Annotated in this window: 21 protein-coding genes and 1 riboswitch; of the genes, 20 read left to right on the forward strand and 1 reads right to left on the reverse strand. The window is 29.0% G+C overall.

The annotated features are described in order from the left end of the window. Positions 1–30: 30 nt before the first annotated feature. Positions 31–999 carry an RluA family pseudouridine synthase gene (locus RGC78_RS09370; RefSeq protein WP_252225416.1) on the forward strand — a complete coding sequence of 323 codons (969 nt, stop codon included), beginning with the start codon at positions 31–33 and terminating at the stop codon, positions 997–999. A 9-nt stretch (positions 1000–1008) separates the two neighbouring features. Then, positions 1009–2616 (forward strand): putative polysaccharide biosynthesis protein, encoded by a 1608-nt coding sequence (locus RGC78_RS09375; protein ID WP_252213739.1) that lies wholly within the window; start codon positions 1009–1011, stop codon positions 2614–2616. A gap of 175 nt (positions 2617–2791) precedes the next feature. On the opposite strand, the gene spoVB is transcribed toward RGC78_RS09375, so the two are convergent. Beyond that, positions 2792–4291, reverse strand: coding sequence for a stage V sporulation protein B (gene spoVB / locus RGC78_RS09380; protein WP_252213737.1), 1500 nt, complete (start codon positions 4289–4291; stop codon positions 2792–2794). 196 nt (positions 4292–4487) lie between these two features. On the opposite strand from spoVB, the gene RGC78_RS09385 reads away from it, so the two are divergent. The 18 genes from RGC78_RS09385 to RGC78_RS09470 all read left to right on the forward strand — a co-directional run bounded on the left by RGC78_RS09385 (position 4488) and on the right by RGC78_RS09470 (position 24778). Continuing rightward, positions 4488–5792, forward strand: a complete 1305-nt coding sequence (locus RGC78_RS09385; RefSeq protein WP_252213736.1) for a hypothetical protein — start codon at positions 4488–4490, stop codon at positions 5790–5792. A 194-nt stretch (positions 5793–5986) separates the two neighbouring features. Beyond that, positions 5987–6550, forward strand: coding sequence for a hypothetical protein (locus RGC78_RS09390; RefSeq protein ID WP_252213734.1), 564 nt, complete (start codon positions 5987–5989; stop codon positions 6548–6550). Further along, on the forward strand, positions 6525–8189 hold the full coding sequence (locus RGC78_RS09395; protein ID WP_252213732.1) for a B12-binding domain-containing radical SAM protein: 1665 nt from the start codon (positions 6525–6527) through the stop codon (positions 8187–8189). Before RGC78_RS09390 ends, RGC78_RS09395 begins: the two co-directional genes overlap by 26 nt. Positions 8190–8395: 206 nt before the next feature. Beyond that, positions 8396–8722 (forward strand): ATPase, encoded by a 327-nt coding sequence (locus tag RGC78_RS09400; protein ID WP_252213730.1) that lies wholly within the window; start codon positions 8396–8398, stop codon positions 8720–8722. Beyond that, positions 8709–10673 carry a V-type ATP synthase subunit I gene (locus tag RGC78_RS09405; protein WP_252213728.1) on the forward strand — a complete coding sequence of 655 codons (1965 nt, stop codon included), beginning with the start codon at positions 8709–8711 and terminating at the stop codon, positions 10671–10673. The genes RGC78_RS09400 and RGC78_RS09405 overlap by 14 nt, the downstream gene beginning before the upstream one ends. A gap of 13 nt (positions 10674–10686) precedes the next feature. Next, on the forward strand, positions 10687–11172 hold the full coding sequence (locus RGC78_RS09410) for a V-type ATP synthase subunit K (protein ID WP_252213727.1): 486 nt from the start codon (positions 10687–10689) through the stop codon (positions 11170–11172). A gap of 34 nt (positions 11173–11206) precedes the next feature. After that, positions 11207–11797, forward strand: coding sequence for a V-type ATP synthase subunit E (locus RGC78_RS09415; RefSeq protein WP_252213726.1), 591 nt, complete (start codon positions 11207–11209; stop codon positions 11795–11797). 12 nt (positions 11798–11809) lie between these two features. Next, positions 11810–12811 carry a V-type ATP synthase subunit C gene (locus RGC78_RS09420; protein WP_252213725.1) on the forward strand — a complete coding sequence of 334 codons (1002 nt, stop codon included), beginning with the start codon at positions 11810–11812 and terminating at the stop codon, positions 12809–12811. Continuing rightward, positions 12804–13115, forward strand: coding sequence for a V-type ATP synthase subunit F (locus RGC78_RS09425; protein WP_003373988.1), 312 nt, complete (start codon positions 12804–12806; stop codon positions 13113–13115). Before RGC78_RS09420 ends, RGC78_RS09425 begins: the two co-directional genes overlap by 8 nt. A gap of 17 nt (positions 13116–13132) precedes the next feature. Next, positions 13133–14911, forward strand: a complete 1779-nt coding sequence (locus RGC78_RS09430) for a V-type ATP synthase subunit A (RefSeq protein WP_252213724.1) — start codon at positions 13133–13135, stop codon at positions 14909–14911. After that, entirely contained in the window at positions 14904–16283 is a 1380-nt protein-coding gene (locus tag RGC78_RS09435) for a V-type ATP synthase subunit B (protein ID WP_252213723.1), read from the forward strand. Before RGC78_RS09430 ends, RGC78_RS09435 begins: the two co-directional genes overlap by 8 nt. A gap of 3 nt (positions 16284–16286) precedes the next feature. Beyond that, positions 16287–16928 carry a V-type ATP synthase subunit D gene (locus RGC78_RS09440; protein ID WP_003374514.1) on the forward strand — a complete coding sequence of 214 codons (642 nt, stop codon included), beginning with the start codon at positions 16287–16289 and terminating at the stop codon, positions 16926–16928. A gap of 147 nt (positions 16929–17075) precedes the next feature. After that, positions 17076–18824, forward strand: coding sequence for a 5'-nucleotidase C-terminal domain-containing protein (locus RGC78_RS09445; protein WP_252213721.1), 1749 nt, complete (start codon positions 17076–17078; stop codon positions 18822–18824). 277 nt (positions 18825–19101) lie between these two features. Beyond that, entirely contained in the window at positions 19102–20052 is a 951-nt protein-coding gene (locus RGC78_RS09450; RefSeq protein ID WP_252225407.1) for a glycosyltransferase family 4 protein, read from the forward strand. Positions 20053–20135: 83 nt separating this feature from the next. Next, a riboswitch (SAM riboswitch) is annotated at positions 20136–20239 on the forward strand. A 112-nt stretch (positions 20240–20351) separates the two neighbouring features. Next, the gene (gene metF, locus RGC78_RS09455; protein ID WP_252213717.1) at positions 20352–21239 is read left to right on the forward strand and encodes a methylenetetrahydrofolate reductase [NAD(P)H]; all 888 of its coding nucleotides are present in this window, start codon (positions 20352–20354) and stop codon (positions 21237–21239) included. 12 nt (positions 21240–21251) lie between these two features. Further along, positions 21252–21707, forward strand: a complete 456-nt coding sequence (locus RGC78_RS09460; RefSeq protein ID WP_012423319.1) for an S-ribosylhomocysteine lyase — start codon at positions 21252–21254, stop codon at positions 21705–21707. Position 21708: 1 nt separating this feature from the next. Next, positions 21709–22395 carry a methionine synthase gene (locus RGC78_RS09465; RefSeq protein WP_252213715.1) on the forward strand — a complete coding sequence of 229 codons (687 nt, stop codon included), beginning with the start codon at positions 21709–21711 and terminating at the stop codon, positions 22393–22395. After that, positions 22385–24778 carry a homocysteine S-methyltransferase family protein gene (locus tag RGC78_RS09470; protein ID WP_309556538.1) on the forward strand — a complete coding sequence of 798 codons (2394 nt, stop codon included), beginning with the start codon at positions 22385–22387 and terminating at the stop codon, positions 24776–24778. Before RGC78_RS09465 ends, RGC78_RS09470 begins: the two co-directional genes overlap by 11 nt. The last annotated feature ends 390 nt before the right edge of the window (positions 24779–25168 follow it).

The raw sequence follows: 25168 nt of genomic DNA on the forward strand, positions 1-25168 counted from the left end.
CCAAAAGAAAAATTATAGGAGTGATAATATTTGAAAATCGAAATAGGAGCTAATGAAGCCGGTCAAAGATTAGATAAATTTTTAAGAAAGTTATTAAAGGACGTTCCACTAAGTGCAATATTTAAAGCTTTAAGAAAAAAAGATATAAGAGTTAACGGTAAAAAACAAAGTGAAAAGTATTTCTTAGAAGAAGGAGATATTGTTGAAATAAAATATATAAAGAGTAATCCGGAAAAGAAAGAAAAATTTATTCAAGTAAATTTTAGTGGAATGAAAACAGCATATGAAGATGAAAATTTATTAGTAGTTGAAAAATGGCCAGGTATTTTAGTACATCCTGATAAAGATGAAAAAGAACCTACATTAACAGATTATGTACTTTCATATTTAAAAGAAAAAGGATCATACGTTCCAGAAAATGAAATTACATTTACACCTGCACCATGTAACAGATTAGATAGAAACACATCTGGTTTGGTTATGTTTGGAAAAACATTTGAGGGATTAAAATCTATCAATGAAACAATAAGAGAAGATAGAGTAAGAAAATATTATGTAGCTTTAGTTAAGGGAAAGGTAAAAGATGGATTATATACAGGATATATATTAAAGAATCAAGATACAAATATATCTAAGGTATATGAAAAAGAAGTACCAGATTCTAAAAAAATAGCAATGGAAGTTACTACAACACAAACTAATGGTGCATATTCACTACTTGAAATTAATTTAATTACAGGAAGAAGCCATCAAATAAGAGCTCATTTATCACATTTAGGAAGTCCTATAATTGGTGATGACAAATATGGAGATAGAAAATTAAATTCATTCTTCAAAAACAAGTATGGATTAGAATATCAATATTTATATGCATATAAATTAGTTTTTAAAGAAATGAAAGGTAAAGTAGCTTATTTAACAAATAAAACTGTAGTTAATGCTTTACCTCCGATATTAAAGAAGATAAAGAGTGATGTATTTAAATTTTCACTTAGATAGGGGTTTAATATGAAAGAAGAATCATCTACTAAAGGCTTTGTAATTCTTTCAGCAGCAGGACTTTTAGCTAAACTGATGTCTGTATTTTATGTTCCGTTATTAAGAAGAACAATAGGTCTTGAAGGCCTTGGAATATACCAAATGTGTTATGAAGTATTCATATTTGCATATGCAGTAACTACTTTAGGAGCTCAGCCAGCAATTGCAAAAGTTGTAGCTGAGCTTACAGCTATGAAAAATAAAAGAGATGCAATTAAGGCACTAAAGATATCTACAATACTTTATGCTGGTGTTGGCGGTATAATAAGTATACTTATCATGATATTATCTACGCCTATAGCAAATGCAATAGGAACACCACAAGCGGCATATGGTCTGCTATTTTTAGCTCCAAGTATTTTTGTGACTTCTATATTGTCAGCATATAGGGGGTACTTTCAAGGTAAAAATAATATGACAGCAATAGCTGTATCTCAAGTATTAGAACAAATAATAAATGTTGGAGTGAGTTTAGCATTTGCTTATGTTTTAGTAAAAATAAGCATTCCTTATGGTAGCGCTGGTGGAACAGTAGGTACTACATTAGGTGCAATAATAGCGTGCCTTTATATGATATATGTATATTATAAGAAAAATTATGAAGGGGAAGCCTTTGGTGCAGAGTCACCTGTTAAAAGGGTAAGCAATAAGAGAATAGTTAGGAAATTAGTCAAATACGGAGTACCAATCACATTAAGTGCTGGATTACAAAACTTGGGTAGCTTAATTGATATGGTAAATGTAAAAAATAGATTAGCTTATGCTGGTTTTTTAGAAAAACAAGCTAATGAGCTTTACGGAATACTTGGAACGTACAAAACATTACTTTCTGTTCCGTTAGTAATAGTTACAGCACTAGCAACAACAGTATTACCTGCAATTGTAAGTGCAGTAGCTATAAAAGATAAAAAAGAGATTAGAAGAAAAGTAAATTTTGCATTTAGAATAACTTATGCAGTGACAATACCAGCAGCTGTAGGACTTGCCGTTTTAAGTAAAGAAATTTATTTATTATTATATGGCTCAGAACAAGGATTTGAATTAATGATATACGGTTCTGTTGTTGTAATATTAATGGCCGTTGTACAAATTCAAAATGTTATATTGCAAAGTATGAATAAGCTTTACTTTGTTTTAGGAACATTTATGATAGGTATAGTAGCTAAAATAGTTACAAATTACATATTGGTTGGAATGCCAGAGATCAATGTATTAGGTGCTGTTTTTGGTAATTTTCTATGGTTTGCAATACCTTTTATATTAAATCAACGAAAACTTAGCAAAACATTAAAAATGAGATTACCAATGTTTAAGCATACTTTAAAACCGATTCTTTCTTCAATAGGAATGGTTGCAGGCATATACTTAATTAAAGAACCTTTTGGAGTATTACTCATATTGTTAGATGCTGGAGGAATAGCACAAGGATTAGTAACAATGCTTATGATTTCAGTAGGTGGATTTGCATACTTGTACTTGATGATAATATTAGGCGGCATCAGAAAAAATGATATTACGTCATTCTCTCAAAAAGCATATAATATCTTGCCAAGATTTTTGAGAGTAAAATTAAAATAATTGGCTATGTTTGAATAGAATCTTGATGTGAGTTTGAGAAATAGGATATAACATAATTAAGGAGAAAGTTCATGTTTCTAAATGTAGAGTTTAGAAACATGAACTTTTTATGTTTGTCAAAAATTAAAAATTCTAATTTCCCAGTTTTTAATTAAAATAAGTAGTAAATACATTATTAAACATCGCTTTCTCCAAAGGTTCCAAGATATAAAAATATTATAAAAGTTAAACCAATTACCATAAAACTATTTACTATAGGTAAATTAACTAAAACATTTTTAGCGAATATATTAATAATTAAAAAGCTTAAAATACCAAGAAGTAAGTATATTATTACATTTGTAAAATTTAAATTTATATTAATATGTTTCTTAACTTCGTATAAATTAAGTGATAATCCAATACCACAAGCTATAAATAGAGTTATACTATTACCAAAAATATTTATACACGGTATTGATGTAAATACATATAAGCATACTAACTCAATTGAAGCTTCAATTAATGAATTTCTAAGAATAACACCCTGCCTATTAAGACCATTTAAAATTCCAAACATAGTAGTAGAAGTGAAGAAAATCGGTGCAGCAAGTGATGCAACTCTTATATATGGACCTAAATCATTTCTGCCATAAAAAATTTTTCCTAATTCATCAGGAATGATATTGCATATTATAGTCGTTGAAAGTCCAAGTAAAAAGGCTAGTTTAATTACTTTTCTAATACGAAGAGAAGCCTTATACTGATTTCCTTGACTTAAAGTTTGCGAAAGATCTGGTATAAGCAAAGTATTTATAGTTGAAACAACAATAAGAGGAATAGCGATCAATCCCATAGCCATACCATTATATTTACCTATTAAGCTTAAGGCTTCAGAATAATTAAAACCAGCACATACTAATCTCCTAGGTACAACTAAAGTGCAAAGTGTAGCTAAAATATTGCTTAGGAAGCCATTTAAACATAAAGGAATTGCTACTATTATTACATCAAACAATAATTGAAATCTACCTTCTGGTTTTTCATATGATTTTGGAATTTTTTTTACAGTGTATTTATAGTAAATAAATAAACATAATAAGCTTTGAAATTCACCAATGCATAATGCAACAGTAGCTAATGTAACCATATTTTGAAGTGTCTTAGCTTTTAAGAAAAATATTAAAATACTTACAGTTACAATTCTCATAGCTTTTTCAAAAATATCAATAATAGCAGGTGCTTTTATTTCCGATGTTCCATAAAAATAGCCTTTAAAAATATTTGAAATTGCAATACAAACCATAGCTGGACATATAACACGTATAGCATCAATAGTTCGCACATCATTAACACCATATTTACCTATTATTGGTGCAGCAAAAAAAACCATTATGCCAATAAGTAGAGCCCAGGTTATGTTAAAAAGAGAAACAATTCGTATAGTTCTAGTTATATTTTTATATTCTCCTTTTTGTTTATATATTGCAGATATTTTAGAAATAGCAGCTACGATTCCTGCACTCATAAGGCATATGAACAAATTATAAATTGGCATAACTAAGTTATATAAGCCCATACCCTCGGGACCAAGTATTTTAGACAAATATATAGTAAATATAAATCCAAGAATTCCTGTTGTTATATTAGAAGCCGTCAGTAAAAAAGAATTCTTTAAAAAGTTGTCCTTACTCAAATCTAATTCACTCCTTTAAATTACAATAAAGCATATTCAAAGTAATGACTAAATATGAACATTTTAAATTAAAAGTTAAGATATGATAAACATTTTAATTTAAAAGGTTAAGCTTAAGGGTATATTTTATTAGATTTAAAATATAAATTTAACAAGGGAAAATATATGGTTAATTTTATATTGAGGGGGTTAAGATTTGAAAAGATTTTGTCAATTTTTATTTAGTTCCGTTATAATAGTAAGTTTAGCTTTTTTATTGTTTAAATTTTCAGGAATTTATAGAGTAAACATTTTAAAAGATAATATAGATTGGAGTATTTCATCAAAAAATTGTAAGAATGCAGTGGCTTTTGATAAAGATGAATATGAAAATACATATGTGGCGTATAAGAACTATATAAAATTATTAAAAGATGATGGAAGAGAAGAAACATTGGTAGAAAATAAGTCGTTTTCTATAGAAAGTATAGTTTGTACAAAGGATGATATGTATTTTATTTCAAATGATGAACTTTATCATTATAATATGGCAAGTAAATTTCTGGAGGTAATTCTAAAAGAAATACCAACAAACGGTGAAAATCTTGATAGAAATCTTATTGTTAAGGATTCAAATTTACTTTTATCAATTGGAGCAGCAACTAATTCCGGAATTGCAGAAGGTAATGGAGAAATAGATTTTAACAAAATTCCATACGATAAGAGTCCTATAAATATTGTATTGAATGGTGAAAATTATGGAGAAGAAAAAACAGGGGCATATATGCCATATACCAATTCAAGTATTAGAGGTCAAAAAATAAGTGCTGAAAAATTTGGAAACGCATCTGTTATAAAAATAGATTTAAAAACTAATAAGACCTCTCTATATGCATGTGGAATAAGAAATATAACAGGGTGGGACTTAGATAGCAATAATAATTTAATAGCAATAGTTGGTGGTATGGAGGAGAAAGGAGTAAGACCTGTTAAAAGAGATTTTGATTATTTATACAAATTACAGGAAGAAAACTGGTATGGATGGCCAGATTTTAGTGGAGGGGATCCAATAAGTTCACCAAGATTTAATGATGAAAATAAATTAATGCCTATAATAAATAATCCACCTAATAAAATTGTTGATGGACCAGAATATCAATTTTCTAAAGTTAATAGTATTAAATGTTTAGCAATAGATAAAGAAGGTAAAATTTTAGAAAAAGATTCTAATGTATTTTATGATAAAAAGAATAACGTTATAAGTTCAGTAAATTCAAATGGTGTTTTATACAAGCTGTTAAAATTAAAAGGTGAAAGTGATGTAAAAGGAATAAAATACTCATGTGGTAATATATATATATTAGATTCAGGTATAGGTTGCATATATAAATTACAATGTGGTAATTTAGGACTAAATTTCAACTTACCAAAGCCAGTTTGGATATTTATAATAGTTCTTTTATTTAGTTTGCTCATACTAAATATAATTAGATTTAATAATAAAAAGAATAAGAGTATTTAAAATAAAGCCTTAAAGTGAAATAGAAACTGCTCTATAAAAGTAAATATTATAGAGTGGTTTCTTATTTTAATTAAACTTTTTTATGAAATTTTAAATTTTTAGACTTAATATTATTAAAAAAATTGTTTCCATAACTTTAATAATACGCTTAATAATGATAGAATATATATTTAGAGGGAAAAGAGGGGAATTTTATGGGGAAAACATTAGTTATTAATTTAGAAGACATTAATTTAAAAGGTGACGTATTAGATGTTGGACAAGAAAATTTTGGTGTAATATACAGTATTTCCAAAGAAGTAGAATCAGAATTGTCACTTGATTATGTTTTTAGTAATGATAAAGAGGGGTTAGAAGGAAGTGAATATGACGCATGTACACTTTTTTTTAATTTAAATAGATTTTGGAGTAACATAGAAAAAGAAAAGTTAATTAAAGAAATTAATTCTTATATAAAAGAGAATGGAGAAATATTAATTTGGGATATTAATAAAGAAAGAGGTAAATTATTTAATAATAAAATAAGAGTTATACTTCCAAAGGGTAAAGTAAAAGAATTTACATTTAAAAATTTGAATCCAATAATAAGTTCAAATGTAGAAGATATAAAAAAGATACTTTTAAAATATTTTGATATAGAAGAGATAAAAGTTTGGGAGGATATGTTTTTTATAAGAGCTAAAAAACTTAAAAATGAAATAAACTCTAAAGAAGTAGAGGAGACAAATACGAATGAGGATATTACTTACAGCAATTAACTCTAAATTTATTCATAGTAATTTAGCAGTTAGATATTTAAGAAATTTTACTAAAGATATGGATTGTGAAAGTATAATAAGGGAATTTTCTATTAATGATAGAGAAGAAAAGATATTAGAAGAAATTATTAATGAAAAGCCTGATGTTGTTGCTTTTTCAGTTTATATATGGAACGTAGAAATGGTTACAAGACTGTCTAATCTTATTAAGAATGTTGATGAAAATATTGAAATTTTATATGGAGGACCAGAGGTGTCATTTGATTCACATAAGTTTTTAGAAAATAACATTGGAGAATATGTTATTGAAGGTGAAGGTGAAAAGACATATAGAGATTTTATTTTATATAAACTTGGTTTAAAGAATGTAAATGAGATAAAAGGTCTTCACTATAAAAAAGATGGAAATGTATATTCTAATGAAAAAAGACCTCTTATGTCTATGGATGACTTAGTATTTCCATATGAAGATTATGAAAATTTAGATAATAAGATAGTTTATTATGAGGCTTCAAGAGGATGTCCTTTTAATTGCAAATATTGTCTTTCATCAACAAGTCATGGTGTGAGATTTTTAAATATTGAAAGAGTACTAAAGGAATTGCAGTATTTCATCGATAAAAGAGTTAGGTTAGTTAAATTTGTAGATCGTACATTTAATTGTAATTATAAATTTTCAATGGCTATATGGAAGTTTTTGATAGAAACAGATACAGAAACAAAGTTTCATTTTGAAATATCAGCAGATATTTTAAAAGAAGAAGAAATTAAGTTATTATCAAAAGCACCAAAGGGAAGATTTCAATTTGAAGTTGGAGTTCAAACGACAAATGACAAGGTTCTTAATAATATAAATAGATTTGTTAATTTTGAAGACATAAAAGAAAAGGTTGATGAACTTATGGCTATAAAAAATATTAATCAACACTTAGATTTAATAGCTGGTCTTCCAGGGGAGGATTATGATTCATTTGTTAATTCTTTTAATGATGTTTATAAAATAAGACCAGAAGAAATTCAATTAGGTTTTTTAAAACTATTAAAGGGATCTTCAATGAGAGAAGAAGCTGAAAAGTATAAAATGAAATTTTCGCCTTATCCACCATATGAAATATTAAAGACTGATTGCATTAATTATGATGAACTACTAAAATTAAAAAAGGTAGAAGCTATGGTAGATAAATATTATAATTCCAAAAAATTCAATAATATTATTAGATTTTTTGAGAGTAAATTTGATACACCATTTGAATTTTATTATTCACTAGGAAAATTTTTTCATAGAAAAGGATATTTTAATAAAAACATTGGAAATATAGAATATTATAAAGTATTTTTAGACTTTAATAATGAAGTTTTGAAAGATAATAACGATATATTAAATGAAATACTAAAATTTGATTATTTAATATTCAATAAAAAGCGTGGATTACCAGATTTTTTAAGAAGTAATATTAAAAAAGAAGATGAAAAAGATATAAAAGATAAATTAAAGCATAAATATTCATTTAAGGAGTATTATTTAGAAAAATTCTCAATAAATATTGAGGAGTATATTTTAAATGGAAATATACAAATATCAGAAAGTTATTATTTGTTTAATAATACTGGTGATTATATAAATCTAAAAATAAGTTAGAAGAAGTAAAAGGATGTAAAATAAAGATAACATTTACATAACAGATACTTTACTGAATTTTGACCGATTTTAGCATTTAATAATTTAAAATTCTTGAAAATATACAAAAAGAGTGTATAATAAAATAGACACAAAGTAATTAATACTATATAAAGTATTAATATATATATTATTTTTATATTTAAGGGCATGAAGGTGGTGATATTTTGGCATTAGAAGCAATTGAAGAAATAAAAAAAGCTGAGGCTCAAGCAGAAGAAATTCTTAAAGAAGCTAATAATGAAGCTAAAGATATTGTTATGAAAGCTACAGATGAAGCAGAAAAGCAATATCTTGATACTTTATCTTCTGCAAAAGAAAAAGCAAATAAAATTATTTCAAATGCTGTAGAAGCAGCAAATAAAAAAGCAGAGCCTATAATAAATAAGGGCAAGCAAGAATCAGAAGATATACTACATATATCTGCAGATAAGAAAAATAATGCTGTTAAATTAGTGATTGAGAGGATAGTGAAGATTCATGGCAATAGTTAAGATGAATAAGTTCACCTTGTTAGCCTTTGAATCAAAGAAAAATGAACTTCTTGAAAGAGTACAAAACTTCGCAGAAGTTGAATTTATCAATCTACAAGATGAGAATATTCAAGAAAAAAATGAAGTTCTTAATGAGTTAGATAAGGATGAAATTGATTCTGACATATCAAGGTGGGAAGAAGAATTATCAAAAGCTAAATTTGCCCTACAGTTCTTAAAGGACTATGTGCCTAAACAATCATTAATAAAGTCTTTACGTACAGAAAAACTTTCATTAACTCCTAAAGAACTAGAAAAAAAAGTATTAAATGGAGAATGGGAAGGTGTCTATGATAAAGTTAAAGAAAAAGAGCATACTTTAGCTTCATTAGACAATGAAAAGACTAGATTACAAGGAAATGTTCAAAGTTTAAAACCATATGAGAATTTTGATTTAGCATTAGGATCTTTAGATGATTTAAAAGTAACTGAATATTTCTTAGGAAGCATTGCTAACCAATATGAGGAAGCATTGAAAAATGATTTGAGTGATTGTTATTTAGAAATTATATCAAAAGACAATCAAGACACTTACTTCTTCCTTTTAGCTCATAAGGATAAGAAAGAAGAAGTGGAAGAGGTACTAAGAGGGTTTGGATTTAGTCCGTTTAAAACAGATGAGAAAGAACTCCCTTTAAAGCTTATTCAAGAATATAATGAAAGAATGTCCTTAATTGATTCTGAAAAGTTCTTAGTAAAAGAAGAATTAGCAGGATTTGAGGAAAATTTAGAAAGCTTGAAATTAGCTTATGAATATTACTATAACTTAGTAAATAGAAAATCTATTACTAATAGATTTTTGAAGACTGATAAAACAGTCTTATTACAAGGATGGGTTCCTAGTGAAAAAAATGATAGGTTAACTCAAATTACTAAGGATGTATTAGGTGAGGATTACTATTTAGCTTTTGAAGATGTTAAAGAAGAAGAAATTGATGATGTACCTATTAAATTGCAAAACAATGATTTAAATGCATCATTCGAATCAGTAACATCAATGTATGCTTTACCTAAGTATAATGATATAGACCCCACTCCATTTGTTACACCATTCTATTTGGTTTTCTTTGGAATGATGGTTGCAGATGCAGGATATGGATTATTATTGTTATTAGGAACTCTTGGAGCATTAAAGTTATTTAATTTTAATGCAGAAACGAAAAAAATGGTTAAGTTCTTTATGTATTTAAGTTTCCCAACAATTATATTTGGATTAATTTATGGTTCATTCTTTGGAGACTTAATAGGTATTAAAGGTTTAATTGATACAAGTACAGATGTTATGACAATACTAGTTATGTCAGTAGTATTTGGTGCAATTCAAATTGTGTTTGGATTATTTATAAAAGCAGCTGTATTAATAAGGGCAGGAAAGAAATTAGATGCTTTTATGGATGTTGGATCATGGCTTATAACTCTATGTTCTATTGGAGGAATTGGAGCTGGATCAATGCTTAATATACCAGTACTAAAAACAGCATCTATAGCAGGTGCCATTATTGGTTCTATATTAATTGTTTTAACACAAGGAAGACAAATGGAATCAACAGGTGGAAAAATAGGCCAAGGTCTTTATGAATTATATGGTATTACAGGATACATAAGTGACTTAGTATCATACACAAGACTTATGGCAATAGGTTTATCAGGTGGATCTATAGCAGGAGCTATAAACATGATTATGGGAATGGTATCAGATAATGGTAATTCACTTTTAGGAACTATTCTGTTTGCACCATTAATATTTATCATGTTCCAAACAGTAAACTTATTATTATCATTATTAAGTGGATATGTTCATACATTAAGACTTACTTATGTAGAATATTTCTCAAAATTTTACGATGGTGGTGGAAAAGCATTTGAGCCACTTGAAGCAAAAAATGAATACATTAATTTAAGAGAAGAGTAGGAGGACATTTAAAATGGATATGAGTTGGATTAAGTTTTTTTTAGAAAATAACGGTGGATTTGTTATGGGAGCACTAGGTGTTGCTTTAGCAGTAGGAATGTCAGGAATAGGATCATCAAAAGGTGTTGGTATCGTAGGTGAAGCAGCAGCAGGATTATTATCAGAACAACCAGAAAAATTTGGTAAAGCGTTAATTCTTGAATTATTACCAGGTACACAAGGTCTTTATGGATTCGTTATAGGATTATTAGTATTTTTACAATTAAGTCCAGAAACAACTTTTTCACAAGGTTTATACTTATTATTTGCTTGTTTACCAATAGCTATCACTGGTTTATGGTCAGGAATTGCTCAAGGTAAAGCAGCAGCTGCTGGTATTCAAATATTAGCTAAAAACCCAGAACACAACACTAAAGGTATGGTTCTTGCAGCGATGGTTGAAACTTATGCATTATTAGGATTCGTTGTATCATTCTTATTAGTAAATGGTGTATTTTAATAATAGCTTATTATAGAATTAGGATGTGAAGATTATGTCTAACATAAATAATTTAACTTCTAAAATCGTAAAAGATGCGGAAGATAAAAAAAGAATAATCTTATCAGAAGCTGAAGAGAAGAAAAGTAAGATAATTGCTAAAAAGCAAGAAAAAGCTGCTTCGGAAGAAAAGATTATTGTAAAAAAAGCTGAAACAGAAGCTGTAGCAAGAGAAGAAAGAATCATTTCTAGTGCAGAATTACAAGCAAGAAACGAGAAGTTAAAATCAAAACAAACAGTTATTAGTGAAGTTTTTGAAACTACTATAGAAGAACTTTGTAATGCATCAAGTGATGATTTTAAAGGATTTGTAAAAACTGTAATATTAAATAGCAATATTTCAGGAGATGAAAATTTAATATTAAATGAACAAGGGAAGAAAATGATTGATTCTGATTTTGTAGCAGAATTAAATAGAGAAATTGGTTCAAAAGGAAATATAACTCTAAGTGATAAAGCTGGAAACTTTAAAGGCGGATTCGTATTAGAGAAAGATGGCATAGAAATAAATAATACTTTTGAAGCTTTAGTAAATTCATTAAAAGATGAAATGGGTCTTGAAGTAGCAAGAGTATTGTTTAGTTAAGGAGGTTAACTAATGGATATAATGCAATTTAGTCAAGTTATACCGAGACTAAGAGTATACGAAACAAAACTCCTTGATAAATCAAAGATTGACAGAATGATCGATTCCAATTCTGCCAATGAAGCATTAAAAGTGCTTCAAGAAACAGAGTATGCCAATGTTATGACAAATGTTAAGAGAGCAGAAGACTATGAAATTATATTAAGTGAAGAATTAAAAAGATTGTTTCATTTAATGTATGAAATAAGTCCAATGAAATCTCTTGTTGACTTAATGAGTATTAAATATGATTATCAAAATATAAAAGTAATATTAAAAGGTATCTTTTTAAAGAAAGATTTATCTTATCTATTAATTCATGTTGGAACTATTGAAGCTTCAAGATTAAAGTATTTAGTAGAAAATAATGAATTAAGAGATTTACCTAAAGTTATGAGAGAAGCAATAGAAGAGTCAAAGGATAAATTTGAAAATACTAAAGATCCTCAAATACTTGACATTATTTTAGATAAATATATGTTTAAACAATTAGTACAAATTAAGAATGAAATAAAAGATAACTTTGTTAATAAATACGTAGAAGCTCTTATAGATTCTACAAACTTGAAAACTCTTTTAAGAGTTAAAAAGCAAAACAAAGGCAGGGAATTCTTTGCTTCAGTTATTATTGAAGGAGGTTCTTTAGATAAAGATAAGTTATTAGGAATGTTAAATGATGCAGTAGAAAACATATCTAATAAGCTTTCGTTCACTGATTATAATGATTTAATAAAATCAGGTATAGAGTACTATACAAAGACAGGTTCTGTGAGTTTATTAGAAAAGTTAGTTGATAACTATATCATGGATATGATGAAAGACGCTAAAATAATACCTTTTGGAGTCGAGCCTTTAGTAGCTTATATTTATGCAAAAGAAACAGAAATAAAGATTATAAGAATTGTAATGGTTGGCAAACTCAATAATATTTCTGCGGAAGTAATTAGAGAAAGGCTGCGTGATATTTATGTTTAAGAAAATAGGTGTAGTTGGTGATAAGGATTCAGTTTTAGCTTTTAAAGCTTTAGGTATCGACGTTTTCCCTGTAGTTGGAAACGAAGAAGCAAAAAAAACTGTTGATAAATTAGCAAAGAATGATTACGCAGTTGTTTTTGTAACAGAACATGTTGCACAAGGTATCGAAGAAACAATTGAAAGATACAATAAAGAAGTACTTCCTGCTGTAATATTAATTCCAAGCAATCAAGGAACATTAAATATAGGTATGCAAAGAATAAGTGATAACGTAGAAAAAGCTGTAGGCGTTAATATTTTATAGAAAGGTAGGTTGGTAAGGTGAAGACCGGAAAGATAATTAAAGTTTCAGGACCTTTAGTAGTTGCTGAAGGTATGGATGAAGCTAATATATATGACGTTTGTAAGGTTGGAGAAAAGGGTCTTATCGGAGAAATCATCGAAATGAGAGGCGATAAGGCATCAATCCAAGTATATGAAGAAACTTCAGGAATAGGACCTGGGGATCCAGTTGTTACAACTGGAGAACCTTTAAGTGTTGAACTTGGACCAGGACTTATTGAATCAATGTTTGATGGAATACAAAGACCGCTAGATGCATTTATGGAGGCTGCTAAGTCAAGCTTCTTAACTAGAGGAGTATCAGTTCCTTCATTAAATAGAGAAAAGAAGTGGGATTTTAAACCAACAGCAAAAGTTGGAGATGAAGTTAAATCTGGAACTGTAATAGGTACAGTACAAGAAACACCAGTTGTTGAACAAAGAATAATGGTTCCAATTGGAGTTGAAGGTAAAATAAAAGAAATTAAAGCTGGTAGCTTCACAGTTACTGAAACAATTGCTATAGTTGAAACTGAAAAAGGCGATAGAGAAGTTCAATTAATGCAAAAATGGCCAGTAAGAAAAGGAAGACCATATTCAGCAAAGATTAACCCAGTTGAGCCAATGCTTACAGGACAAAGAGTTATAGATACATTTTTCCCTGTTGCTAAAGGTGGAGCTGCTGCTATTCCAGGACCATTCGGAGCTGGTAAGACAGTAACACAACATCAAATTGCTAAATGGGGAGATGCAGAAATCGTTGTTTACGTTGGATGCGGAGAACGTGGTAACGAAATGACAGACGTTGTTAATGAGTTCCCAGAACTTATTGACCCTAAGACTGGCGAAAGTTTAATGAAGAGAACAGTTCTTATAGCGAATACTTCAAACATGCCAGTTGCGGCTAGAGAAGCTTCAATATATACAGGTATTACAATAGCTGAATATTTCAGAGATATGGGATACGCAGTATCAATAATGGCTGACTCAACTTCAAGATGGGCTGAGGCATTAAGAGAAATGTCTGGTAGACTTGAAGAAATGCCTGGTGATGAAGGATATCCAGCTTACCTTGGATCAAGACTTGCTGACTACTATGAAAGAGCTGGTAAAGTTGAATGTTTAGGTAATGATGGAAGAATTGGTTCTATAACAGCAATCGGTGCAGTATCACCTCCAGGAGGAGATATTTCAGAACCAGTATCACAATCAACACTTAGAATAGTTAAAGTGTTCTGGGGTCTAGATGCACAACTTGCATATCAAAGACATTTCCCAACTATTAACTGGTTAACATCATATTCATTATATGCTGATACAATAGACAAGTGGATGAATGGTAATGTTGCTGAAAATTGGGGAGCATTAAGATTAGAAGCTATGACTATACTTCAAGATGAAGCTCAATTACAAGAAATCGTAAGACTTGTTGGTATTGATGCATTATCTGAAAAAGATAGATTAAAATTAGATGTTGCTAAATCAATCAGAGAAGACTATTTACAACAAAATGGTTTCCATGAAATTGATACTTATACATCATTAAAGAAACAATATAAGATGCTAAGTCTTATATTAGGATATAGAAAAGAAGCAGAAAGAGCTTTAGAAGCTGGAGTATACTTAAATGATATCTTAGCTATGGAAGACTTAAAAGATAGAATTGCTAGAAGTAAGTACATACACGAAGATGATTTAGATAAAATTGATCAAATCGCTGTAGACTTAAAAACTGCAATTGATAACCTAATAAGCAAAGGAGGGGTAGCAAATGCTTAAAGAATATAGAACAGTTACTGAAGTTGTTGGCCCTTTGATGGTTGTTGAAGGTGTTGAAGGCGTTAAGTATGATGAACTAGTTGAAATTGAACTTCATACTGGTGAAAAAAGAAGAGGTAAGGTTCTGGAAGTTAATGGATCAAAAGCAATGGTTCAAATATTCGAAGGATCTTCAGGAATAAATTTAAAAGGTACTAAAGCTAAATTCTTAGGTAGACCACTTGAACTTGGTGTATCTGAAGACATGTTAGGAAGAGTATTTGATGGTATGGGTAGACCTAATGATAATGGTCCAGACATAATACCCGAAAAAAGAGTAGATATAAATGGTGAAGCTATTAACCCTATGGCTAGAGACTTCCCATCAGAATTTATTCAAACAGGAGTTTCTGCAATTGATGGACTTAACACTCTAGTTAGAGGACAAAAGTTACCTGTTTTCTCAGCAGCAGGACTTCCACATGCAGAACTTGCAGCACAAATTGCAAGACAAGCGAAAGTTTTAAATTCAGATTCTAAGTTTGCGATTGTATTTGCAGCTATAGGTATCACTTTCGAAGAAGCTCAATTCTTCGTAGATGAATTTAAATCAACAGGTGCCATCGATAGATCAGTTCTATTTATGAACTTAGCATCTGACCCAGCTATCGAAAGAATAGCTACACCAAGAATGGCTCTTACTTGTGCTGAATACTTAGCTTATGAAAAAGGAATGCAAGTTCTAGTTATAATGACTGATATTACAAACTATGCAGAAGCATTAAGAGAAATTTCAGCAGCTAGAAAAGAAGTTCCAGGTAGAAGAGGATATCCAGGTTATCTTTATACTGACCTTTCTACATTATATGAAAGAGCAGGAAGACTTAGAGGTAAAGAGGGTTCAATCACTCAAATTCCAATACTTACAATGCCTGAAGATGATAAAACTCATCCAATTCCAGATTTAACTGGATATATTACTGAAGGTCAAATTATCCTTTCAAGAGAATTATATAAGAAGGGTATAATGCCTCCAATAGATGTTTTACCATCACTTTCAAGACTTAAAGATAAGGGTATTGGTAAAGGCAAGACTAGAGAAGACCATGCAGATACTATGAACCAATTATTTGCGGCATATTCACAAGGTAAGCAAGCAAAAGAATTATCAGCAATCTTAGGAGAATCTGCTTTATCAGATACTGATAAGAAACTTGCTAAATTTGCAGAAGCTTTTGAAGACGAGTATGTATCTCAAGGCTTTAATACAAATAGAACAATTGAAGAAACTCTAAACTTAGGATGGAAGTTATTAAAGATGCTTCCTAGAACTGAGCTTAAGAGAATTAGAGACGAATACCTTGAAAAATATATGCCAAGAGAGGAAGAGTAGTCTATGGCAAAGCTAAATGTTAATCCTACTAGAATGGAACTCTCTAAACTTAAAAAAAGATTAACTACCTCAACAAGAAGTCATAAGCTTTTAAAAGATAAACAAGATGAATTAATGAGACAATTCATTAACCTTGTTAAATATAATAATAAGCTAAGAAAAGAAGTGGAAGATAATCTGCAAGGTTCCCTTAAGGATTTCGTTATGGCTAGAGCCGTTATGAGCTCTGAATTCCTAGAAGAAGCTATTGTATATCCTAAGGAACATATTTCTGTTGAAGTTGGCGAAAAGAACGTAATGAGCGTATCTGTTCCTGTTATGAACTTTAAGAGACAACTTGAAGGTGATGAAGGAAGTATATATCCATACGGATTTGCCAATACATCATCAGAACTTGATGATACTCTTTCTAAACTTTATGAAATTCTTCCGCAATTACTAGAACTTGCAGAAGTAGAAAAGTCATGTCAGTTAATGGCTAACGAAATTGAAAGTACTAGAAGAAGAGTTAATGCTCTTGAATATATGACTATTCCTCAACTTCAAGAGACTATAAAGTATATTAGAATGAGACTTGATGAAAATGAAAGATCGGCTACAACTAGATTAATGAAAGTTAAGAGCATGATTGAACAAAGAGGTTAATATAAAAGGAACGCTTAAGCGTTCCTTTTTTTTTTTCTATCTTAATATATAAAATAAAATTACTAAAATATAAGAAGTACTTGAAAAAAATTCAAATATATACCATAATTAAGTGTATAACTTATAATTAATCAGGGGGGATTAAATATGAAAAAGAAGATTTTAAGTGCTATGTTATCGCTTACATTAATTTTTAGTTTAAATACTACTGCTGTGTGGGCAGCTAGCAAAGATGATAGTACCAAAATAACAATAATTCATACAAATGATACTCATAGCAGAGTATTGTCAGCAGACGGTGGGTTTGGATTTGCAAAGATTGCAACTATAGCAAATGAAACTAAAAAGGAAAATCCAAATACATTATTAGTAGATGCTGGAGACACTTTACATGGAAAACCAATAGTTAATGTTAGTAAAGGTGAAAATGCTGTTAAAATATTAGATGCAGCTGGTTATGATTTTATGGTTCCAGGTAATCATGATTTTAACTATGGAAATGAAAGGTTAATGGAATTAAGTAAATTAGCTAAAAATTTTAAGATGCTAGATGCTAATGTAAAAAAGAATGGAAAAAATATGCTACCACCATATGAGATCGTAGAAAAGGGAAATGTTAAAATTGGTGTTTTTGGAATATCAACCCCGGAAACAGCATATAAAACAAATCCTGCTAATGTAAAGGATATAACTTTTGAAGATCCTATAAAGGTATCAGAAGAAATGGTTAAAGAATTAAAAGATAAGACAGATGTTATTGTAGCTTTAACTCATGTAGGGTTAGATGATAGTTCAGTTGTAACATCTAAGCAAATTGCTGAAAAAGTTAAAGGGATTGATGTAATAATAGATGGACATAGCCATACAACTTTAAATGATGGCTTAGTAGTTAATAATACATTAATAGCACAAACAGGTGAATATGATCAAAATCTTGGTGTAGTAGAATTAGAAGTTAAAGATAAAAAAGTTACAGACAAAAAAGCAAAATTATTAAATTCAAAAGATTATAAAGAATTAAAAGAAGATGAAAAAGTAACAGATTTATTAAAAGATATACAAGCTGAAAATGACAAAGTATTTTCAGAAGTTGTTGCAAGCAATGATGTACTACTAGATGGTGTTAGAGGAAATGTGAGAACTAAAGAAACAAACCTTGGAAATATAACAGCAGATGCAACTAGAGATATAACTAAAGCTGATATTGCATTTGTAAATGGAGGATCTTTAAGAACTTCAATAGAACCAGGAGATATAACTAAAGGAAAACTTGCAGAATTATTTCCATTTGGTAGTGTAGCACAAACTGTAAAATTATCAGGTAGTGATATAGTTAAGGCTCTTGAAGTATCAGTGGGGGCATATCCAACAGAACAAGGTGGATTTTTACAAGTAAGTGGAATGACATTCTCATTTGATCCAACAAAGGAAAAAGGAAATAGAGTTTTTGATGTAAAAGTTGGCGAAAATCCAATTGATTTAAATAAAGAATATACTGTAGCAATAAATGATTTCTTATCTCAAGGTGGAGATGGATATACAATGCTTAAAACTACTGTTGTAGGAGAATTTGCAACATATGATGATATTTTTGCAAAATATTTAAATGACAATGGTATGAAGAGTGATATTACTTTAGGTAGAATACAAGTTAAAGAAAATGGTAAACAAGTAGTAACAAATCAAAATAACGTAGTTTCAGTTCAAGCAGCACCAACAGTTCAAGAATCACAAGTATCTACTAAAACAGAAACTGTATATACTGTAATTGCAGGTGATAATCTTTCTAAAATAGCTAGAAGAAATAATACTACATGGCAAACATTAGCACAATATAATAATTTACAAAATCCAGATTTAATATATGTAGGAGATCAAATTAAAATTCCAGCATAATTTATTTTAGTTATAAATAAAGCAGAAACATGATAAAAATGTTTCTGCTTTTTTTGAAAAATTATATTATTGAGAGTTTCTAGAGAAGTCAAATGCAAATTTAGTTGAAGCTTAAGAAATGAGTCATAAAGAATTAAATTAATTTTAATACGCTTTTTTCTATAATTAGAAAACCTTAATAATTTTGTAATTGATAAGATATGGCTTTAATAGTATAATCAAACGTGGATAACTTTAACTAATAGTATTTTTATTTAGCTAAGGAGTAGATAATAAAATGCAATATATATTAGCTATGATAGTTACATTATTGTTATCGCTATTAATTATGCCAATAGTAATGAAACTATCAATTAAATTAAAATTTACAGATAAACCAACAAAAAGAAAACAACATAAAAAAGAAACCCCATTATGTGGTGGAATAGTATTATACATATGTTTTTTTATTTCTTTTTTCTTATTTGTAAAAGATGATATAAAACAACAAATAGTTGTATTTATAGCAGCAACAGCAATATTATTAATAGGACTTATAGATGATTATTATAAAACAAGATTTAAAGAATTTGCTATACTTCCAAGATTGATTATTCAATTGTTATCAGCTGTACTTGTTTTTAAGGCAGGAATAGCATTTATGGGATTTACTAATCCATTTACTGGAGAATTTATAGAGTTAAGTAAAACCATACAATTTTTACTAACAATAACTTGGATATTTGGAGTCACAACTGTAATTAATTGGTCTGATGGTATGGATGGATTAGCAGGTGGGATTTCACTTATTTCAGCAATAACTTTTTTGGTTGCAGCAATAATATTAAGACAACAAGTATCAGCAGAAACATCAATAATATTAATAGGATCTATACTTGGATTTTTATGTTATAATAGGTACCCAGCAAAAGTGTTTATGGGAGATTCAGGTGCTAATTTTTTAGGATTCATATTAAGTGTTATAGCATTAGACGGTGCATTTAAACAAGCTACTGTGCTGAGTTTATTTATACCTATTTTGGCTTTAGCTGTACCAATATTTGATAATTTATTTGTTATTTTTAAAAGATTTTCAGAAGGAAAACCTGTTTATCAAGCAGATAGAAGTCAAATACATTTTAGACTTGAAGAAAAAGGATTCACACCAAAGCAAGTTGTAAATTACATAATGATAATAAGTTCTGTTTTTAGTTTAATTTCTATTATACTTTTACTTATTAAAATTTAATAATGAAAAGTACATATAGATTATGGATTATTTAAAAGAAAAACTTTACAAATTAAATAGAGTAATGTATAATTAGAAATAATTTCTTATCAAGAGTGGTGGAGGGACTGGCCCGATGAAACCCGGCAACCAATATATAATGTATATAAGGTGCTAAATCCTGCAGTGAATGACTGATAGATAAGGGTAATTTTATTTTAGTGTAGAAGTTTATTATGCCTAAAGGAATACCCTTTAGGCATTTTTTTTATTCTTTTCTACAGTTGCTTTGACAATTTTTTATTTAAAGGGGGCAAAAAATGAATATTAAAAATTTATTCAGAGACAAAAAGGTGGTTTTTTCATTTGAAATTTTTCCACCTAAAATAACATCATCCATACAAACTATTTATAATACATTAGATGATTTAAAAGGATTAAATCCAGATTATATAAGTGTTACCTATGGGGCAGGTGGCAGTGTTAAAAACAATAAGACTATTGAGCTAACTTCTCTTATAAAGAATAAATATGGAATTGAAGCAGTATCACATTTAACTTGCATTAGTTCAACTAAGAATGATATAGAATATTATTTAAGAGAATTTGAAAAGAATAATATAGAGAATATCCTTGCGTTAAGAGGTGATGTTCCTATAGGAAGTAAAATTACAGGAGAATTAAATCATGCTAACGAATTAATTAAGCATATAAGTGATAATGGACAATTTAATATAGCTGCAGCATGTTATCCAGAAGGCCATATAGAGCATAAAGGATTGTATAGAGAAATTGAGAGCATGAAGAGAAAAGAAGAGGCAGGAGCATCTTATTTTATATCTCAGTTGTTTTTTGATAACAATTTATATTATAATTTTCAAGACGAGGTTCGTGCTGCTAATATAAATTTACCTATTGAAGCTGGAATTATGCCTGTAACAAATAAAAAACAAATTGAAAGAATTTTATCTTTAAGCGGAGCATCACTTCCAGATAAATTTAAAAGAATAATGGAAAGATATGAGTATAATCCAGAAGCTTTAAGAGATGCTGGGATTGCTTATGCAGTTGAACAAATCGTAGACCTAATTTCTACAGGTGTGGATGGAATACATTTATATGTTATGAATAATCCATATGTAGCTAAAAGGATAAGCCAAAGTATAGAAAATATTCTATTAACAGTAAATCAAAATCAATTCGTTTAGGAGGATACAATAATGGAAAAAGTAGAAAGTTTTGAATTAGATCACAGAAAGGTTAAAGCACCATACATAAGAAAATGTTGTTTGCTTGATGGTAAGCTTGGAGATAAGGTAACAAAGTTTGATATAAGATTTCTTCAACCTAACAAAGAAGAATTTGGTACAGCAGCAATGCATGGACTTGAACATTTATTAGCACATGAACTTAGAGCAAAATTAGAAGGTATAATTGATTTATCACCTATGGGATGTAGAACAGGTTTCTATTTAAGTATATGGGGTGATAGAGAAGCATCAGAAATAAAAGAAGCGTTAGAATACTCATTAGAAAAAGTTTTAGAAGCAAAAGAAATACCTGCTGCTAATGATATTCAATGTGGAAATTATAGAGATTTATCTTTATTTGGTGCAAAAGAATATGCTAAGGAAGCATTAGAAAGAGGCTTTTCTCTTAATATATACGGAGAATAAAATGTATAATATTAAACAACTTAAAATACCTAAGGATGAAGTCCTTAGGTATTTAGGTTATAAAAAGCAAGAATTAACAGCATCAATAGATGTATTAATAGATGAAACTATAGATGAATGTAAGAAATTAATAATACCTAAATATGTTTGTGCTAAGTATAAAAACCATGCTAAAAAGGATGGGATATATGTAGAAGGAACAAGTTTAATATTAAAAGGAGAAGACATTAAAAATCATCTTCTTTATGCACAGGAAGTATTTTTTATAGCAGGTACTGTAGGGAGCAAAATAGAGAAAAAAATCAAGCTATATGAAACAATAGAATTGACAAAAGCTTTAATTTTAGATGCTTGTGCAACAGTAGCAATAGAAGAGTTTTTAGATGAAATAGAAGAAAAGATAAGATTAGATGTAAGAAAAGAAAACAGTGCTATAACATTTAGATATAGTCCGGGATATGGAGATTTGTCATTAGATATTCAAAGGGATATAGTGAATACATTAAAAGCAGATAAAGCAATAGGTCTTACAGTATCATCACATCATTTATTATTTCCTAGGAAATCAGTAACTGCAATAATTGGGGTTATTCCAAAGGAAAAAGAGGAAAAACAAAGAGGATGTGAGGTTTGTAAGAATTATAACAATTGTAGTTTTAGAAGAGAGGGGAATAATTGTGGGGCTTAAAGAATTCATAAAAGATAATATACTTGTATTTGATGGGGCAATGGGAACAATGCTTCAAAAAAAGGGACTAAAACTTGGAGAAAATCCTGAAATATTTAATATAGAGGAAAGTGAAAAAGTAAAGAAAATTCATGAAGAATATATTAAAAATGGAGCCATGGTTATAACATCAAATACTTTTGGGGCAAATGAATTGAAATTAGAAAATACAGGATATACAGTTGAAGAAATTATAAATGCAGCAATTTCTCTAGCAAAAGAAGCTAAAGGAAATGATAAAGTATATATTGCATTAGATATAGGACCAATAGGCGAACTTTTAGAACCAATGGGTACATTAAGTTTTGATAGAGCTTATGAAATATTTAAAAGGCAAATAGTGCAGGGTGAAAAATCTGGTGCAGATTTAATATTAATTGAAACAATGACAGATCTTTACGAAGCAAAAGCAGCTCTTTTGGCAGCAAAAGAAAATACTAGATTACCTGTATTTTGTACTATGTCATTTGATGAAAATGGAAGGACTTTTACAGGATGTACACCAGAAAGTATGGCAATCACTCTGGAGGGCATAGGAGCAGATGCTGTAGGAATAAATTGCTCTTTAGGACCTAAAGAATTACTTCCAATAGTAAAAAGAATAAAGAAAGCAACTAATTTACCTATAATGACACAACCTAATGCTGGTTTACCTAAGTTATCTTTTGGTGAAGCAATATATGACATTACTTCAGAAGAATTTAAATATTGGGTAAATGAATTCGTTAAAGAAGGTGTAAGTATAATTGGAGGATGTTGTGGAACAACTCCAGAGTTTATTAAAAGATTAAGAGTTCTTGCGGACAATAATAAAAGAATAATAAGAGATAAAATCGAATTTTCAGCTGTATGTACACCATCAAATGTTGTTAAAATTGAAGGCATAAAGGTAATTGGGGAAAGAATAAATCCAACAGGAAAGAAGTTATTTAAAGAAGCACTTAAAAATAATGATATTGATTATATATTAAAACAAGCAATAGAACAAATAGAAGCTGGTGCTGAGATACTTGATATAAATGTAGGATTACCTGAAATAAATGAAAAAGAAATGATGAAGAAAGTAGTTAAAGAGATTCAGGGGATTATAGATGCACCATTACAAATAGATTCATCAAACATAGAAGCTATTGAGGTAGGATTAAGAAATTATAATGGAAAACCAATTGTCAATTCAGTAAATGGGGAAGATGAGGTATTAGAAAAGATATTACCTTTGGTAAAAAAATATGGAGCAAGTGTTGTAGGGCTTACATTAGATAAAAAAGGTATACCTGCTACTGCTGATGAGAGATTTAAGATAGCAGAGAAGATAGTAAAAAAAGCTAAAGAATATGGAATAGAGAAACATAATGTATTTATTGATTGCTTAGTATTAACAGCTTCTGCACAACAAGCTGAAGTGAAAGAAACATTAAAAGCATTAAGACGAGTTAAAGAAGAATTAGGTGTAAAAACATTACTAGGAGTTTCAAATATATCTTTTGGTTTGCCATGCAGAGAATTAATAAATGAAACATTTCTAGCAATGGCAATAGCTAATGGATTAGATCTTCCAATAATGAATCCTAATAGTACTGGTATGATGGATGTGATAAATTCATATAATGTATTGGCTAATATAGATAAAGGATCAGAGAAATATATATCTATATATGGAAATGTAAAAGTTGAAAGAGAATTAAGAGATAATTCTAAAAAGAATATGGAAGTAATTAAAAGTGAAAATATTGATTTAAAATATATAGTGATAAAAGGATTAAAGGATGAAGCAGAAGAGGCTACAAAGCATATCTTAAAAACAATGAATGAACTTAGTGTAGTTAATGAAATATTAATACCAGCACTAGATGAAGTTGGGTTAAAATACGAAAAAGGTGAAATATTCTTACCACAATTAATACAATGTGCAGAAACTGTTAAACAGGCCTTTGAAGTTATAAAAAAGAGATTAGTTATTAACAAATCAAATAGTATATCTAAAGGTAAGATTGTATTAGCAACTGTAAAAGGGGATATTCATGATATAGGAAAAAATATAGTTAAAGTAATTCTTGAAAATTATGGATATCAAATAATTGATTTAGGTAAAGATGTATCAGTAGAAACTGTTGTAGATGTTTCTTTGAAAAATGATATTAAATTAGTTGGTCTTAGTGCTTTAATGACAACAACGTTAAGAAGTATGGAAGAAACAATTAAAGGATTAAGGGATAATGGCTATAAAGGAAGGGTATTTGTAGGGGGCGCAGTATTGACTGATGAATATGCGAAGCAAATAGGTGCTGATTATTATGCCAAGGATGCCAGAGAATCAGTTGAAATAGCAAAAAAAATATTTTAATAATTTTAAATGAATGTTGATATTATAGTATAAAGCTCATGGGCAGAGGAATTTACTTTAAGAAATCTAAAAATAAAGATTTAAAAGACTAGGAACTATCTGAATGCATAAATATGTTTTGGATAGTTTTTTTATGCATAAAGAGATTTCAGAATTTTTAAAAGTATAAATAAATCCAAGGTTATATATTTTGAAATTAACAATTATATGTGTAAATGTTTAAATAGAAAAATCAATATATTAAATAAGGCTATGTTTTAGCAGAGTGTTGATATATGCATAAGCAAAGTGGGCTGAGTAATTGAATTTAGGAATGCTAAAATGAGTATAGTCCCATTTTAGCTTGCTCCCAATATAAAATTGAGACAAGCAGTAAATGTGACAATACTC

This window comes from Clostridium aquiflavi, from assembly GCF_031344075.1.
GTDB lineage: Bacteria > Bacillota > Clostridia > Clostridiales > Clostridiaceae > Clostridium > Clostridium aquiflavi.

Coding starts and splice junctions, on each gene's coding strand:
- RGC78_RS09375 (WP_252213739.1), top strand. CDS start 1,009: ATGAAAGAAGAATCATCTACTAAAGGCTTTGTAATTCTTTCAGCAGCA.
- RGC78_RS09390 (WP_252213734.1), top strand. CDS start 5,987: ATGGGGAAAACATTAGTTATTAATTTAGAAGACATTAATTTAAAAGGT.
- RGC78_RS09395 (WP_252213732.1), top strand. CDS start 6,525: ATGAGGATATTACTTACAGCAATTAACTCTAAATTTATTCATAGTAAT.
- RGC78_RS09405 (WP_252213728.1), top strand. CDS start 8,709: ATGGCAATAGTTAAGATGAATAAGTTCACCTTGTTAGCCTTTGAATCA.
- RGC78_RS09410 (WP_252213727.1), top strand. CDS start 10,687: ATGGATATGAGTTGGATTAAGTTTTTTTTAGAAAATAACGGTGGATTT.
- RGC78_RS09415 (WP_252213726.1), top strand. CDS start 11,207: ATGTCTAACATAAATAATTTAACTTCTAAAATCGTAAAAGATGCGGAA.
- RGC78_RS09420 (WP_252213725.1), top strand. CDS start 11,810: ATGGATATAATGCAATTTAGTCAAGTTATACCGAGACTAAGAGTATAC.
- RGC78_RS09425 (WP_003373988.1), top strand. CDS start 12,804: ATGTTTAAGAAAATAGGTGTAGTTGGTGATAAGGATTCAGTTTTAGCT.
- RGC78_RS09435 (WP_252213723.1), top strand. CDS start 14,904: ATGCTTAAAGAATATAGAACAGTTACTGAAGTTGTTGGCCCTTTGATG.
- RGC78_RS09440 (WP_003374514.1), top strand. CDS start 16,287: ATGGCAAAGCTAAATGTTAATCCTACTAGAATGGAACTCTCTAAACTT.
- RGC78_RS09445 (WP_252213721.1), top strand. CDS start 17,076: ATGAAAAAGAAGATTTTAAGTGCTATGTTATCGCTTACATTAATTTTT.
- RGC78_RS09450 (WP_252225407.1), top strand. CDS start 19,102: ATGCAATATATATTAGCTATGATAGTTACATTATTGTTATCGCTATTA.
- metF (WP_252213717.1), top strand. CDS start 20,352: ATGAATATTAAAAATTTATTCAGAGACAAAAAGGTGGTTTTTTCATTT.
- RGC78_RS09460 (WP_012423319.1), top strand. CDS start 21,252: ATGGAAAAAGTAGAAAGTTTTGAATTAGATCACAGAAAGGTTAAAGCA.
- RGC78_RS09465 (WP_252213715.1), top strand. CDS start 21,709: ATGTATAATATTAAACAACTTAAAATACCTAAGGATGAAGTCCTTAGG.